Source organism: Pseudoalteromonas luteoviolacea, assembly GCF_001696455.1.
Lineage (GTDB): Bacteria > Pseudomonadota > Gammaproteobacteria > Enterobacterales > Alteromonadaceae > Pseudoalteromonas > Pseudoalteromonas luteoviolacea_C.
Genome location: NZ_MAUJ01000006.1, coordinates 148164 through 163635 on the forward strand (window position 1 = coordinate 148164; position 15472 = coordinate 163635).

The window sequence follows — 15472 nt, forward strand, 5'->3', positions numbered from 1 at the left end:
AAGATTGCATATTCTACACGAGTTCTACGAAATAGAAAAAGGGCCTGTAGCCCTTTTTTTGTCATATCTTTGTTATATTCTGCGTGTAAGTGTTAAAAACTGTAAACCAAGGTCAATGACGTTTCTGTATCCGTCTTTTCCTTGCCCACATCAACATCAGAATTATGGGTGATATTATACCCTACTTTCATTTGCAAAGAACCATTGATTTTCGTCATCAACGCAGTCTCAGACACCGTCTTAGTGTTCGTATCGCCGTACTCAATCGACACTAACTGAGTGAACTTAGCGTTATCCGATATTTGCCACTCATAATCTAGCTTACTTACGCCTATAACTTCGCTTTCTGTCTCTCCTGCTAGAGATTTACCATCGGGAGTTGTTTCAGTGCTATCATCTTGGTATTCAAACCGTTTTACACCTGGGCCAATTTCAAAGTCTAAATACATATTACTTTTACTCAGTAGCCTCAAACAATAACCTACTGATAGTACAGATTCACTACGGTAAGCACCAAAATAGTCAGACGCATACGAACCTGAAATAAACAAATGGCTATGGTCTTCTACTAACTTGTAGTTACCTTGAATTGACAAAGAGTACTTTTCATTCGTTCGCTCTTTAACTTTTTCGCCATCGTCATTTTCAATTTCATCTTCTTTGAAAATGCCATCTATTTTGTATTCATTGCGCCAACTTTCTAGATTATGCTTGGCTTTAATTTCACCTTTTAGTGTCGTAGTTTCGGTATTACCGCTCGTGACAATTGCACCTACTTCACTTGTGATGTCCCACACTTTTTCCTCTTTGGTAGGGTTTTCAGTACTTGCTTCAGCATTTGCTACATAAGAAGACATTGCTGTTAAAACACAGAGAGAAATCAGTTTCATTTTCATTATAAAAGTAACCTTTATATTCAATCTTTTTGTAAATGCACATCCATTTGCGGATAAGGAATATTTATGCCAGCGTCGTCTAACGCCAGTTTCATGTTTTCCAACAAATCAAAATAAGTTGGCCAATAGTCACTGGTATTTACCCAAGGTCGTACAGCAAAATTAACGCTTGAATCTGCCAATGCCAAAACTGCTATAGTATAAGCTGGGTCCTTTAAAATTCGAGACTCTTTTTCTAGGACTTCTTCTAATACCTTCTTTACGTGTTTGAGGTCAGACTCATAGCCAACCCCAATTACAAAATCGATCCTGCGCGTTTTTTCACGAGAATAGTTTACTATCGCGCCCGACATGATGGATGAATTGGGTATTATAACAACTTTATTGTCCGGCGTTATCAACTCTGTAGAAAAAATCTCTATACGCTGCACACTGCCCGATTGACCCGCAGCATCAATATAGTCACCAGATTTAAAAGGTCTAAGTATGATTATCAACACACCAGACGCGAAGTTAGAAAGTGACCCCTGAAGTGCTAAACCTACCGCTAAACCAGCTGCACCTAATATCGCTATAAATGATGTTGTTTCTACACCAACTTGTGACAACGCCATTAATAATGTCGCCACAAATACCAAACTGTAAACGATGTTTGATACAAATGTCCCCACCGCTTTATCGACTTTCCGTTTGCTAATCGCTTTTTCAGTTAACGAAGCGGAAAACTTAGCCACCCTGATCCCAATAAAGAAAATGATTAAAGCAATAACGCCTTGAAGAAGATAATGCGACAAGGTGTCCGAATTGTTATTCAGCCAGTCCATAAGTACTTCCATAAACTCTCCTATAATTTATTCTAAGCTATTAAGTTTAAGTACAAAGTATGAATTTTAGCTGTCTAGACGAAAATTGCTGCAAATCTACTAAAAACAATAAAAAAATTAAAAAAGGCTTTGCATTACAAGAAAAGTTCTGTAATATGCGCGCCACACCACAAAGGTGTTACACGAAAATTGTGGCGGCTGTAGCTCAGTTGGTAGAGCCCTGGATTGTGATTCCGGTTGTCGTGGGTTCGAGCCCCATCAGTCGCCCCATCTCCCCTCTTGTTTCAATGCAAACACTGAAAAATAAACTCATATACTTTTAAAAATACGCATGGCCTATAATGCGCTTAAACCTTATGTTCTTGTTTTTCTTTGCATTCATTTACATGATTACTTCCTAGTTCATCAAATTTACTGATACATATTTAGTTTCAACCTATTTAAATGTCACTGTGTCCCAGCTTGGCTTGTATCAAACAGAACGGATTCTGCAATTGTTAAGTGTGATAAACAAATCACAGACGCACTCTAGCGCGGTTTTCTCTAGTCACTGGGAAGATGATATGCCTGACAGGGCTATGCTTGCTTACAGCCGCTGACACGCCTTAATGCGCGCAAAAAAAATGCCACCTAAAAGGTGGCATTACACACGGGATTATTTCTACTTTGAAATAGAAATTCTTTGTTACTTCCAGCTTCTCATTTTGTGACCTTTCAAAGCATAGAAGAGAATAAATATATAACTTGGGATCATCAGGCTATACGCCCCCTGAGCACCTAATCCTGCCACATTGCCAAGTCCGATTAATAAAGGACCTAAAGCACCACCTGCAATACCCATGATTAACAAACCAGATGCCGTACCAGTTAGGCGGCCGAGACCATCTAGAGCTAACGGCCAAATTGCTGGCCATACCATGGCATTAGCAAAGCCAAGTAATGCGATACACAATAACGGATCTGGTAGCTGAGGTCCACCAAAAGGAACCAACAACAAGTTAGAAATTGCAAAAGACGCATTATCACCCATTACAACAGCGATCACCGTAATGATACCAGCGATGCCAGACATTACTAGCGCACTTTGCTGAGACATGAAACGCGGAATCAATACGATACCAATGGCATAACCCAATAGCATACAACCCATTGTATAAGAGGTCATGATTGAATAATCAGCAATTCCTAAGTGCAATGCATAGGATCCGATAGTATCAGCAGCAATAACTTCAACAGCTACATACAGCGCGATACCAACGACACCTAGCACTAAATGAGGATGTTGTAACGCTTCTCTAAGCTCACCTTTAGAGGTTTTACTTTCTTCTTCAAAAACAAGATCTGGTAGCGGTGCAAATTTCGCAAACAATGCAAACAAAAATATTAAGCCCGCAATCGCCAAGTAAGGGGCAATAAGACTATTTGCCATAGCGTCTTTTTGTTCTTGCGACAGGCTCTCTCCGCCTTGCACAACACCACTAACCACAACTGCAGCGAAAACAATCGGCACAATCACACCAGCGGACTTGTTAAGCAGTCCCATAATACAAACACGAACCGCCGCTGATTTTTCAGAGCCCATTTTTACAACATATGGGTTTACAGCCGTCTGCAATACTGTCTGCCCTACACCAATCAAAAGCTGGGCAAGTAAGAATACCTCAATTGCCTGCATTTTAGCCGCAGGAATGTATAGCAGTGCAGACAGTGCCATAATCACACAACCTACAGCCATACCATTCTTATAACCTACACGTTTTATAACCATCGCAGAAGGAATACCAGCGATTGTTACAGCAATATAAAACGAGGAAATAATAAACGACGCTTGCAGCGGAGATAGCTCAAGCATCTGCTGTAAAAAAGGTGTAATAGCGCCATTAAGCCACGTGATACACCCCAATATAAAAAACATAGAACCAGCCAGTGTCATTGGCAACCAGACACTCTGCTTCGCTTTTTCATTCATATCCACTGTTGCTTCCATAATACTCTTCTTGTTTGCAATTAAATTTTATTACAATTTTTGCTTATCACTTTACAAGCCATAAGCTCTCAAAATTTTATTATTTTCTACCGACACTGTCGGGATTTAAGCAGTTAGCTAAGGCTAAAGCACTGTCTTTGCTTTCACCTTACAGCAAAATGACAGCGCTGACATTTAACTTTACGTTAAAATCTACTTTATTACTAGTTAGAAATTATACTAAATAGTATTCAAAAAAGGGGCAAGCGCCCCCTTTAATGTTTCAAAACAATGTAACTTATTACTCTAATCCAGTGACACGGCTAAATTTTTTACCGTCTAAACTTGTTCTTAATCGAATTACTTTCGGGTCTACCACTGACATCGGACCTGTATACGTCTGCCAAGTATTACCGCTGTCAAAACTGACTTCAATATTCAAATAAGCAAAAGCACTGTTTGCTATTAGCTTACCATTTTCGATGATGGCACCTGGAACAGGCAAATTGATATTTACCCCCGACTTGGTTAAACGCGTCAGCTCTTTTAAAGCCAATGTTGCTGAGAACTCCTGCCAGTCAAGAGCACGCGCTTTTTCATCAGGCACGTTTGATTCCCACTTTGCTTTATGCCAAGCTCGCTCAGCAACGGTCAGCACACGTGGGAACATCATGGCCATAACCTGTTCTTCAGTTCGAATAGTTTCAGTCCATACCTGCCCTTGCATACCGAGAATATTCTCCGGTCTCTCTAATTCTGGCAATGGACGCCCTACTAATGCCTCAAGGTTATCAATTGATTCACCATTTCTTGTAAAATCGGCATTCGCATAGACATAGTCAGGCATGTAGCTAAACGCTTTTTTCGTGTCAGTATAACGTGCAGCCCAGTAGTATCCACGCTCTTCAGGGTGCGCTTCATATGGATGGTCAAAGTACAAATGTGTACCATGAGACAGGATCACTTGATAGCCATCATTTGCCAATCGGTGCGCTCTGTCTGCAACACCCCATTCCCAAATGTTATCCCAAACATTTGCAGTGAATACCTGATTTGGGAATTCATCACGTTTGAATGGGTTAACTCGATCATACATTAAACCATCTTCCCAAGCGCCAGGTGCAATTCCGCGTTTAGCAAAGAGCTTCGCGACTCGTTGTGTAAAATATGGTTTGAGATCAGCAGGTCCAGCAATACCGTTATTGGCATCTTTGAACAGGGCCTGACAGGCCGGAGACTTAGCCCAAGAACCAGCCCCCACTTCATCACCGCCAAAGTGTAGGTTGGTTAATCGTGTACCAGCTTCACGGTACATACCTTGAAGTTCATACGTAACTTTGTCGATGAATGCATACGTTGAGTCCATACATACATTGAGCGAGTTATCTGTATAGTTTTGCACGGTTAGGTATTCAGATTCATCTTCAAGGTCACTCAGTAAGTAAGCTCTCGCTTCTGCTTCTTTGCCTTGTGCATGAAGTCTATAGTAGCGTGCTTCCATCGCTTTAATAGCTGCTCGCGCATGACCTGGCCCTTCTATCTCTGGGATAATGTCGATGTGCCTTGCTTTGGCAAATTTCAATAACTCGACAAAATCTTCCCTCGACAAATACCCATTACCCGATCCAGATTTAAAAGGTCCAGTTCCAAGCTGCGTTAGGAGACAGCTTCGTTCTTGCAGATCAAAACAGCGGTAGCCACCAATTTCTGACAATTCAGGTAGACCCGGGATCTCAACTCGCCACCCTTCGTCATCCGAAAAGTGCCAGTGAAATTTATTAAGCTTATAACGCGCCATTTGCTCAACTAGCTTGAACATCGCATCTTTACCATGGTAATTGCGTGCATTGTCGTAGTGCATACCTCGCCAACCGTAGCGTGGTGTATCTTCTATTTCCACATTAGGCACTTTAATTGAGCCGCTCTGCTCGACTGGAAACAGCGCAAGTAAACTCTGAATACCATAAAAGACACCCGCATTATCAACACCGATGATTTCAATCTTATCGTCATCTATTTCAAGTTTATAGCTACCCGCAGCCGCCTGTGAGTCACTGTTACCATAGTTTTTAGACTCAACTTTTAGGTAAATTGTCGGGCTTTTACCAGCCTTGATATGATCAGGTTGTGCTTCGAGCGATAACCCATGTGATTGCAAGTCCTCTTTGAACACCGCCACCTCAGACTTTAACCTACCCGCAAAGCGAATTTGCCACTCGTTAGTAAGTTCAGCGACACCGCGATTAAAATCAACACTATATGGTTTTGGAACAATACGCTTAATGGCCGCTTCTTTGTCTACTTTTAAGTTACTCAAGTTGTGTTCATATCGCCAAGCAGCATTTGCCAAAGGAGAATAATCAAGTGGCTCATTATGGCGCTTAAGTTGGTTCTCTCGGCTGAATGGTGCAACAAAACGCTTCATGTCTTCTGTGTTTGTATTAGCAAAAATGACCGGCGTTTGACCATTAGCAACGATAAAAGCACGTGGCATAAAATCAGTATAAGCAGCAATCCATGCAGCTGCCTCAAATTCAACTTTGAGCGATTGCTTCGGAGCTAACCCTTGGAAACTCCCCGTAGGCACTAGCCTATGTAAGTCGCCATTAACATGTTCTATTTGTATCCCCGCGACGTCGCTTGTTTTTATTTTACGTACAGAGTGGATATATATTTGCCAATCGCTTTTGCCCTTTGGAAGCGCAACATTTGATTGATTTTCAAGAGAAAGAGAGCCAATAAAACTGCCTGCACCACCATGAAAGTTATTTTCAACGGCAAATGTGAGTTGCGTATTTTGTGCAAAGGCATCTAGCTGTGATTGGGAAAGCGCCGCATTTGCACCAAACGATGTCGCGATCAACGTTGTTGCAAACACTTGCGTCAGCATGTTTTTTCTAAGATTCATATCAGCTCCTAAAGACTAAGCCCTGAAACCACATTTTAGCAAAAGCTCGTTTATACTGCTGTACACACTTAATTGTACCGATTAGTGGCATTGTTTATGCGCACTAAACACGCTTTTGCAGGGCTTCGGAGAATAGTACTAACCAACTTGTTGTTAGCTTTTCATCATATCTAAGAAAAAATGACAGCGCTATCAAATTTTAAAAAAGCCCGTTTATTCCACAAAAAAACCTGCTCAAGCAATGCTCAAAGCAGGTTTTTTATTGAAGAGATTACAAGATTACCAAATTTTCACGCGTTCCTCTGGCTTGATATACATGCCATCACCTTCCTTCACTCCGAAGGCTTCATGAAACTGTGGCATATTCGACAGGATACCAATAACGCGATATTGGCTAGGTGAATGAGAGTCTGTCATTAGTCGATTTCTCAATTCTTCGTCACGATACTCTCTACGCCAAATTTGAGCCCACCCCATAAAGAAACGCTGCTCGCCCGTATAACCGTCAATTTCAGGTGCCGGCTTGCCATTTAACGACAATTGATATGCTTTTAGCGCAACGGTTAAACCACCCAAGTCACCAATGTTTTCACCGAGTGTAAGTTGGCCATTAACATGCGCATCTTCGAATGGCTTAAATTGGTCAAATTGCTCGATAAGCTTGTTCCCCCTAGCTTCAAACTGTGAAAGATCGCTTTGCGTCCACCAATTTCTAAGGTTACCATCACCATCATATTTAGCCCCTTGATCGTCAAACCCATGACCGAGCTCATGACCTATTACAGCACCGATTGCCCCATAATTTACCGCATCGTCGGCTTCTAAGTTAAAGAAAGGAGGTTGCAATATCGCAGCGGGGAACACAATTTCATTATTTACAGGGTTGTAATAGGCATTGACTGTTTGCGGGGTCATGTACCACTTAGAGCGATCGACCGGTTTGCCCACTTCATCGAGCATATCTTTATAAGCCCATTGATTATAACGCGCAAAGTTACCCACTAAATCATCCGCACTAATTTCTAACTGAGAGTAGTCACGCCACTTATCTGGATATCCAATTTTAGGCGTAAACTTGTTTAATTTTTCTTTCGCAGCCACTTTAGTTTCTGGGCTCATCCAAACTAAGTCATCTATTGATTGAGCGAAACCAGCAATCAAGTTGTCAACCATTTTGGTCATGCGCGCTTTTGCTTCTGGAGGGAAGTGCTCTTTTACGTAAATTTTTCCTAGTAGTTCACCTAACACATCGTTACTGGCATCAACAGCTTGCTTCCAGGTAGGTGCTTGCTCTTCCACCCCTCTTAAGGTTTTGCCATAAAACCCAAAGTGCAGATCTACAAGTTTACGCTCGAGCAGCTCAGCATAATTACTAGCAAAATGAAACGTTAAATAATCACGCCATACATCCACATCGCTTTCTTTTATCACATCAGACAATGCCGTGAAATATGTTGGTTGAGAAACGATAATCTCTTCCAAATCGACGCCCAATGCATTCAAATAGATTTCAATATCAAAATCAGAAAGCTGCTTATTAAACTCTTTAACATTGAGTTTATTATACGTTTTAGAAGCATCTCGACTGTCTACTCGGCTCCACTGAGCCTGCGCAATTTGTGTTTCTAGGGCAATGATAGACTGAGCCGATTTTTCTGCTTGTTTTTCATCATACCCAAACTCGAACAACATATTCGTTATGTAAGCTTGATACTCAGCCCTAACATTAACAAACTTCTCAGTGTCTTTAAGGTAAAAGTCTCTGTCAGGCAAGCCAAGACCCGCTTGAAATAAATAGAGCGCATTAACACTAGAGTTTTTGGCATCATTATTCACGTACCACGCCATAGGAGTGCTTCCCCCTTGCATGAGTACCTTGGCCATCAACTGCGGAAGTTGCGATTTGTCATTTAGTGCACGAATAGGTTCTAAGTAATCATTTAACGCAGCAACACCGAGCTCTTCACGAGCCAATTCGTCAGTGTAACTTTTATAGAAGGCACCTAGTTTATATTCGTCGCTGTCTGGCTTGGCGTTGCTATTCTTTGCAGCCCTGTCCAAAATAACACGCAACGCTTTTTGCGATTCATCGTACAACTCAGTAAAAGACCCATAGTTAGATTTGTCTGCTGGTATCTCTGTTTTTTCAAACCACTTTCCGTTTACATGGAAGTAAAAGTCATCTTGAGGGCGAATTGAATGGTCTATATTTTCCAATTCAATACCTGAATTGAGGGACTGTTGTTGGGTAACTACCTTCGTCGCTTCTGTTTGAGGTTGTTCACTGCAACCAACCAAACCAAGCGCTAAAGCTACACCAAATGCAGCGAATGATTTGCGCATATTTCTGACTCCATACTTTATATACACAAATCATACCCTGCTCATTGAATTTTTTATAGCAAGCTATGCAAACAATTGTAACGACTTATTGAAATGTAGATAAGGCATCTATAATCGCAATATTTGCTTTTGGAAACTCAAGTTCTTTCAACGTACTATAATCTACCCATTGGCTAGGTTGACCTTCTAGCCCTGTGGGGCTTCCCGTAAATTGGTCAACAACATGAACATGTAAACAAACCTGTTTATCACCATAATCGTGCTCAATGGTTAATAAATGCTGGGAACCAATTACTTGAATACCAATTTCTTCTGCAAGTTCACGCTGTAACGCTAGTTCAACACTTTCCTGAGGCTCAACTTTGCCGCCTGGGAACTCCCACAACCCCCCTTGGTGTTGCTCTTCAGAACGTTTGCACACAAAATATTTGCCTTGTTCGTAAATAACGCCAACGGCCACGTTCACGACTTTTTTAGTCATTTTTGTTCCTCATAAAAAAAGCGACACTAGGCCGCTTTATTAATGCTTAAATATTTCTCTGCTAGCTTAGCTTGCCGCAACACTGCTTATACTTTTTACCAGAACCACATGGACACGGTTCATTACGGCCAACTTTTGGTTCCGCACGCGCTGCTACTGCAGCGCCTTGAGGTGCTTCACCGCCCACTTTTTCAGCTTCTTCATGCTGGTATTGCTTAGGTACTTGCTCGCTACGACGGTGCTGTTCTTCTACCTTCTCTACGTCTTCTTCAGCGCGTACTTGTACCTTACTCAATACACCAACAACATCGACTTTTAGGGTCTCAAGCATGTTAGAAAACAGTTCGAAAGACTCACGTTTATACTCTTGTTTAGGATTCTTTTGCGCATATCCTCGCAGGTGAATACCTTGACGCAAGTGATCCATCGCCGCCAAGTGATCTTTCCAATGTTGATCCAAGCTTTGTAGCATAACGGCTTTTTCGAAGTGACGTAGTACTTCTGCACCAACTTGCTCTTCTTTCTGCTTATACGCTGCCTCAGCTTCCTCAACAATGCGCTCTCTAAGAGACTCTTCATATAACTTACTGTCTTCTTCAAGCCATTTAGCAATAGGCATCTCTAACAGTAAATCAGATTTTAAGCGCTCTTCTAAGCCAGGGATATCCCACATTTCAGCTAAGCTTTGTGGCGGAATAAAGCGATCGATAATGCCATTCACAACATCACTGCGAATCGCATTAACCGTTTCTGAAATATCGCCTTCTTCCAATAGTTCGTTACGCTGCTCGTAAACAACGCGACGTTGATCATTGGCAACATCATCGTATTCAAGTAACTGTTTACGAATATCAAAGTTACGCGCTTCTACTTTACGCTGCGCATTTTCAATTGCCCGGTTAACCCATGGGTGCTCGATAGCTTCACCACGTTGCATGCCCAATTTACGCATCATTGTTGTCATGCGCTCGCCGGCAAAAATGCGCATGAGAGCATCGTCCATAGACAGGTAGAAGCGGCTAGAACCGGCATCACCCTGACGGCCTGAACGACCACGAAGCTGATTATCGATACGACGTGATTCATGTCGCTCAGTACCAATAATATGCAAACCGCCAGCTTCGAGTACTTTATCGTGAAGCTCTTTCCACTTGGCTTTCGCCTCTTCAATTTGTGCTTCAGTCGGGTTCTCGATTTTCGCGATGTCGTTTTGCCAATTACCACCTAACATGATATCTGTACCACGACCAGCCATGTTAGTAGCAATGGTGACATACCCTGGTAGACCCGCGTCGGCGATAATATCAGCTTCCTGCGCGTGGAATTTAGCATTTAGAACATTGTGTTCGATTTTTTCTTTGCGTAAGAAATGCGACAAATACTCAGAACTTTCAATCGAAATCGTACCAACCAGAACTGGCTGGCCACGTTCTTGACAGTCTCTGATATCAGCCAAAATAGCTTCGAATTTTTCTTCTTGGGTCAGATAAACTAAATCAGCACGGTCATCACGGATCATCGGCTTATTAGTTGGAATTACAACGGTGTCTAAACCATAGATAGATTGAAATTCAAATGCTTCTGTATCGGCTGTACCCGTCATACCTGATAGCTTGTCATACAATCGGAAATAATTCTGGAACGTAATCGACGCCAGCGTCTGATTTTCATTTTGAATGCGTACGCCTTCTTTCGCTTCAACAGCTTGGTGCAGCCCTTCAGACCAACGACGCCCTTCCATTGTACGGCCCGTATGTTCATCAACAATGATGACTTCATTATCTTTAACAACGTAATCAACATCTTTTTGATACAGCTTATGCGCTCTCAATGCCGCATAAACATGGCTCAACAAGGTAATATTGCCCGCCGAATATAAAGAATCATCTTCTTCAATCAAGCCATGCTTAATAAGTAACTCTTCTACCTTGACCTGGCCACGTTCAGTTAAATGTGCTTGCTTAGACTTTTCGTCGATAGTGTAGTCGCCATCGCCTTCTACACCCTCTTCATCTTCTTTTTCTTGCTGAGCTAACTCAGGCACAATTTTGTTTATCTGAGTGTATAGCTCTGAGCTATCTTCTGCCGGGCCAGAAATAATAAGAGGTGTTCGAGCTTCATCAATAAGGATTGAATCCACCTCGTCCACAACGGCATAATGTAATGGGCGCTGCACACGTTCTTCAATGCTAAACGCCATGTTGTCACGCAGGTAGTCAAACCCAAACTCATTGTTCGTACCATATGTAATGTCAGCGGCATACGCTTCTTTCTTCTGCGCAGGCATCATACCAGGGATATTACACCCTACTGATAACCCTAAGAATTCAAAGAGCGGGCGGTTGTTCTCTGCATCACGCTTAGCAAGGTAATCATTCACCGTAATGACGTGTACACCTTTGCCTGTTAATCCATTTAAATATGCAGGCAATGTCGCTGTCAGTGTTTTACCTTCACCGGTGCGCATTTCTGAAATACGACCTTGGTGCAGTACCATGCCACCAATCATCTGTACGTCAAAATGACGCATTTCAAAGACTCGTTTTGATGCTTCACGGACAGTAGCGAATGCTTCAGGAAGTAATTCGTCTAAGCTGGTTCCTTGCTCAAATTTTTGTCTAAACTCTGCTGTTTTTGCTTTTAGTTGTTCATCAGATAGCTTGCTATACTGCTCTTCTAAAGCGTTAACTAAAGCGACCGTCTTGCGTAAATTTTTGATCATCCGGTCGTTACGGCTACCAAAAATCTTGGTAAAAATTTTAGTTATCATGTTTAAACCATTTCAATCTTATATTTGTAAGCCCGTGCATTCGCGTATTCCCAATAGGCTTACTAGTCCTGTTGGCGACAAAGTCGAATTTGTGCTGTGTGCCGAGTTAAATTTATGCCCTATCATACCAGACTATGCGCATCTGCAAACCACCAAAGCGAAAACTGTTCCTATTTAATAAAATATGTACCAGCTAGGCTGTTTGAAAACATTCAAATACTCGCGTCAATTCTAAACATATTACAACAGAGATATGACGATAATGTTCGATGATTAGCTTAATATGGGGTCTACCAGACCCGACTTCAAGTGTACGGTATTCGCGCTTTGCCAATCCAGTATAATTTTCAGTAATGTCAGATCTCTATTTATATTGTTCAAAGCGAGATATAATATTGGCGTTCAAAACCACAACAACATGCCCCATTTTATCCGGGCACTTTTAAATTTCCATATCATGTGTTTTAAAGAGAGGGCAGCCATGGCAAAAAACCGATTTAATCCAAAGCCTTTGTCAGAACTCGCACCGAAATGGTCAGATAAATTGTCTAACTATGTAGAGAAAGCACAAAATATCAACTCGCTACAAGGCCCCTTAGAGCAAGCGCTGGGACCAATATTAAGCAAGAAATGCCGGGTGGCAAATTATTCAGACGGTACCTTATTTATCGAGGCTGCTTCAGCCACGTTAGCCACTCGATTAGGCTATTTAAAAATGGAAATTTTATCTGCATTCAGGCAGTCAGGTTTGCATGACTGTGGCCAAATAAAAATTACGTCAAACCCAGAAGCTCAACAACGCTTACAACAACCAACTCAGAACACAGTCTCTGCCAAGCGTCGTGATGGATTAAGTCAAGCCACTGCCAGCCAACTGTCGCAGCTAGCTGAAAATGCACCACCAGGACTAAAAGAGAAATTGTTAAAACTTGCAAGTCATAATCGAGATAAGAAAAGCTGAAATAACTGAGGTTTGAAACAAAAAAATGACGCTATCGCGTCATTTTTTTACCCTGCAGAGAGTTGCTGACCAGCTTCTAATCCTGGTGCAGGCATTGTTACTGGTTCATCAAATGTGACCCACTCCCATGCATTTTCATTCGCCATAATTTCACGCAGCAATTTGTTATTTAAGCCATGTCCTGACTTGTAACAAGTTACTTTGCCCAGAATGTTATAGCCAGTCATAAATAGGTCACCGACGCAATCAAGGATTTTGTGCTTTACAAACTCATCCTTATATCTCAAACCGTTTGGATTAAGTACCTTAAAGTCATCAAGTACTACAGCATTGTCCATACTTCCACCAAGTGCCAAGTTATTAGCATGCATATACTCAATGTCTTTCATAAAACCAAAAGTACGTGCTCTACTGATCTCTTGGGTGAAGCTTTGTGCTGTGATATCCAGTCCAATGCGTTGGCGACTGGCGTTGATAGCGGGGTGATCAAAAGCAATTTCAAAATCGATATGAAAACCATCATATGGCTCGATTTCAGCCCACTTGTCACCATCTTCAACACGTACCTTCTCTTTAATACGGATGAAGCGTTTGGCGACATTCAATTCTGCAATGCCACCTTTCTGGAGTAAATAAATAAATGGTAATGCACTACCATCCATTATAGGTACTTCAGCGCTATCAAGCTCAACAATCAAGTTGTCTATACCTAAAGCCGCAACAGCCGCAATCAAATGCTCTGTTGTCGATAAGCGAACACCATCTTTATTGGTCAAACAAGTACATAATTGCGTATCACCCACAGCTTCAGGGGTTGTCTCGAAATCGACAACAGGGTCTAGATCTACGCGACGAAATACCACACCGGTATTTGCGCTCGCAGGTCGGAGAGTGATCGTGACCTTTTCACCTTTGTGTAAACCTACACCTGTGGCTTTAACAACTTCTGCAATTGTACGTTGTTTAATCATATATTCGCCCACTTTAAGTTACATAGACCGCGGAGTGTATCATAAATTGTGCACCCTGCCAATTGTCTATTTTTCATTCTGGTATGACAACTTTCTTAATCTGACTGCTTTCTAAGAAAAGCAGGGATGTCAAAATAGTCGCCCTTTTCTTTGTCACCAGCATCTTTTACAGCACCATCAGACTCTTTCGGTGGTTTAACACCTTGCTCTCCTGCGATGCTCGAGCCAGTCTCTTTACCGCCAGAAGTTTCCAACGGTTTATTACCTGCGCCGCCAAAGCTTGGGATTGTTTCTTCACTCACAAACCCAGGTCCATTAGTGCCTGTGCCAGTACCAACCTGACCCGAAAAGCCTTGAAGACCATTATCAACAATACCAAACTGTGGTTTACGCTCACCACCAAGTCCCGTTGCAACAACAGTCACTCTCAGTTCATCGCTCATTTCAGGGTCGATGACAGCACCCACAACGACCGTCGCATTTTCTGACGCTAAGGCTTTCACATGGTTACCAACAACTTCAAATTCTTCGATGGTAATATCCATACCTGCTGTGATATTAACCAAAATGCCTTTTGCACCAGTCAAATCGACATCTTCAAGTAGCGGGCTTGAAATCGCAGCTTCAGCCGCCTCTTGAGCGCGGTCTGGACCAGACGCAGCAGCCGTGCCCATCATGGCAGTGCCCATTGCCGACATCACAGTTCTTACATCAGCAAAGTCCACGTTAATTAAACCTGAACGTGTGATTAGCTCTGCGATACCTTGTACAGCACCGTATAGCACATCATTTGCTTTAGCGAAGGCATCTAATAATGTAGTACCTTTACCTAAAACCTTCAGTAACTTGTTGTTAGGAATTGTAATAAGTGAGTCTACAATTTCAGACAATTCGCCGATGCCATGATCCGCTGCCGCCATACGCTTCTTGCCTTCTAAATCGAAAGGACGCGTCACAACAGCTACGGTCAAAATACCTAACTCTTTCGCTACACGAGCAACCACAGGCGCGGCGCCAGTACCTGTACCACCGCCCATACCTGCAGCGATGAAAACCATATCCGCACCTTCTAGGCTGGCTTTAATCGTTTCAACATCCTCTTCCGCAGCTTTCTTGCCGACTTCAGGATTTGCACCTGCACCTAGGCCTTGGGTAATTTGCGTGCCTAATTGTACTGTTACATCAGCTGACGATTTTCTTAACGCCTGTGCATCTGTGTTGGCAACAATGAATCGCACACCTTCTATTTCTTGTTTTACCATGTGCTCGACAGCGTTGCCTCCACCGCCGCCAACACCAATTACTTTAATTACGGCCTCTTCGCCGTGTTGTTCCATAATATCAAACATCTT

At 42.2% G+C, this 15472-nt stretch carries 10 protein-coding genes and 1 tRNA gene; 2 read left to right on the plus strand and 9 right to left on the minus strand.

Going from position 1 to position 15472, the window contains the following annotated elements; all coding sequences use genetic code 11:
• Window positions 1-92: 92 nt before the first annotated feature.
• The gene (locus A7985_RS17365) at window positions 93-896 is read right to left on the minus strand and encodes a DUF481 domain-containing protein (RefSeq protein WP_065791684.1); all 804 of its coding nucleotides are present in this window, start codon (window positions 894-896) and stop codon (window positions 93-95) included.
• A 20-nt stretch (window positions 897-916) separates the two neighbouring features.
• Entirely contained in the window at window positions 917-1732 is an 816-nt protein-coding gene (locus A7985_RS17370; protein WP_065791685.1) for a mechanosensitive ion channel family protein, read from the minus strand.
• A 182-nt stretch (window positions 1733-1914) separates the two neighbouring features.
• Between A7985_RS17370 and A7985_RS17375 the strand changes: the two genes are divergently transcribed.
• Window positions 1915-1990 (plus strand) — tRNA-His (locus A7985_RS17375).
• A gap of 415 nt (window positions 1991-2405) precedes the next feature.
• Here the strand turns inward: A7985_RS17375 and nagP are convergent.
• From nagP to secA, 5 genes are all read right to left on the minus strand, one after another.
• Window positions 2406-3707, minus strand: coding sequence for an N-acetylglucosamine MFS transporter NagP (nagP, locus tag A7985_RS17380; RefSeq protein WP_065791686.1), 1302 nt, complete (start codon window positions 3705-3707; stop codon window positions 2406-2408).
• 280 nt (window positions 3708-3987) lie between these two features.
• A complete protein-coding gene (locus A7985_RS17385) occupies window positions 3988-6594 on the minus strand; it encodes a family 20 glycosylhydrolase (RefSeq protein ID WP_065791687.1) in 2607 nt (868 codons plus the stop codon).
• Between the two features lie 279 nt (window positions 6595-6873).
• Window positions 6874-8937 (minus strand): M13 family metallopeptidase, encoded by a 2064-nt coding sequence (locus tag A7985_RS17390; protein WP_065791688.1) that lies wholly within the window; start codon window positions 8935-8937, stop codon window positions 6874-6876.
• Window positions 8938-9022: 85 nt separating this feature from the next.
• Window positions 9023-9418 carry an 8-oxo-dGTP diphosphatase MutT gene (mutT, locus tag A7985_RS17395; protein ID WP_065791689.1) on the minus strand — a complete coding sequence of 132 codons (396 nt, stop codon included), beginning with the start codon at window positions 9416-9418 and terminating at the stop codon, window positions 9023-9025.
• 61 nt (window positions 9419-9479) lie between these two features.
• Complete coding sequence (secA, locus tag A7985_RS17400; RefSeq protein WP_065791690.1) at window positions 9480-12188, minus strand: preprotein translocase subunit SecA; 2709 nt, start codon at window positions 12186-12188, stop codon at window positions 9480-9482.
• 481 nt (window positions 12189-12669) lie between these two features.
• Between secA and A7985_RS17405 the strand changes: the two genes are divergently transcribed.
• Window positions 12670-13149, plus strand: coding sequence for a DUF721 domain-containing protein (locus tag A7985_RS17405; RefSeq protein ID WP_065791691.1), 480 nt, complete (start codon window positions 12670-12672; stop codon window positions 13147-13149).
• Between the two features lie 47 nt (window positions 13150-13196).
• Here A7985_RS17405 and lpxC read toward each other — a convergent pair whose 3' ends face one another.
• Together lpxC and ftsZ are read right to left on the minus strand one after the other, a co-directional pair.
• Entirely contained in the window at window positions 13197-14120 is a 924-nt protein-coding gene (gene lpxC, locus A7985_RS17410) for a UDP-3-O-acyl-N-acetylglucosamine deacetylase (RefSeq protein ID WP_065791692.1), read from the minus strand.
• A gap of 95 nt (window positions 14121-14215) precedes the next feature.
• On the minus strand, window positions 14216-15469 hold the full coding sequence (ftsZ, locus tag A7985_RS17415; protein ID WP_065791693.1) for a cell division protein FtsZ: 1254 nt from the start codon (window positions 15467-15469) through the stop codon (window positions 14216-14218).
• Window positions 15470-15472: the final 3 nt, after the last annotated feature.

Bases quoted from the DNA above. Each gene is read 5' to 3' on its own strand.
- A7985_RS17365 (WP_065791684.1), bottom strand. From the start codon at position 896: ATGAAAATGAAACTGATTTCTCTCTGTGTTTTAACAGCAATGTCTTCT.
- A7985_RS17370 (WP_065791685.1), bottom strand. From the start codon at position 1,732: ATGGAAGTACTTATGGACTGGCTGAATAACAATTCGGACACCTTGTCG.
- nagP (WP_065791686.1), bottom strand. From the start codon at position 3,707: ATGGAAGCAACAGTGGATATGAATGAAAAAGCGAAGCAGAGTGTCTGG.
- A7985_RS17385 (WP_065791687.1), bottom strand. From the start codon at position 6,594: ATGAATCTTAGAAAAAACATGCTGACGCAAGTGTTTGCAACAACGTTG.
- A7985_RS17390 (WP_065791688.1), bottom strand. From the start codon at position 8,937: ATGCGCAAATCATTCGCTGCATTTGGTGTAGCTTTAGCGCTTGGTTTG.
- mutT (WP_065791689.1), bottom strand. From the start codon at position 9,418: ATGACTAAAAAAGTCGTGAACGTGGCCGTTGGCGTTATTTACGAACAA.
- secA (WP_065791690.1), bottom strand. From the start codon at position 12,188: ATGATAACTAAAATTTTTACCAAGATTTTTGGTAGCCGTAACGACCGG.
- A7985_RS17405 (WP_065791691.1), top strand. From the start codon at position 12,670: ATGGCAAAAAACCGATTTAATCCAAAGCCTTTGTCAGAACTCGCACCG.
- lpxC (WP_065791692.1), bottom strand. From the start codon at position 14,120: ATGATTAAACAACGTACAATTGCAGAAGTTGTTAAAGCCACAGGTGTA.
- ftsZ (WP_065791693.1), bottom strand. From the start codon at position 15,469: ATGTTTGATATTATGGAACAACACGGCGAAGAGGCCGTAATTAAAGTA.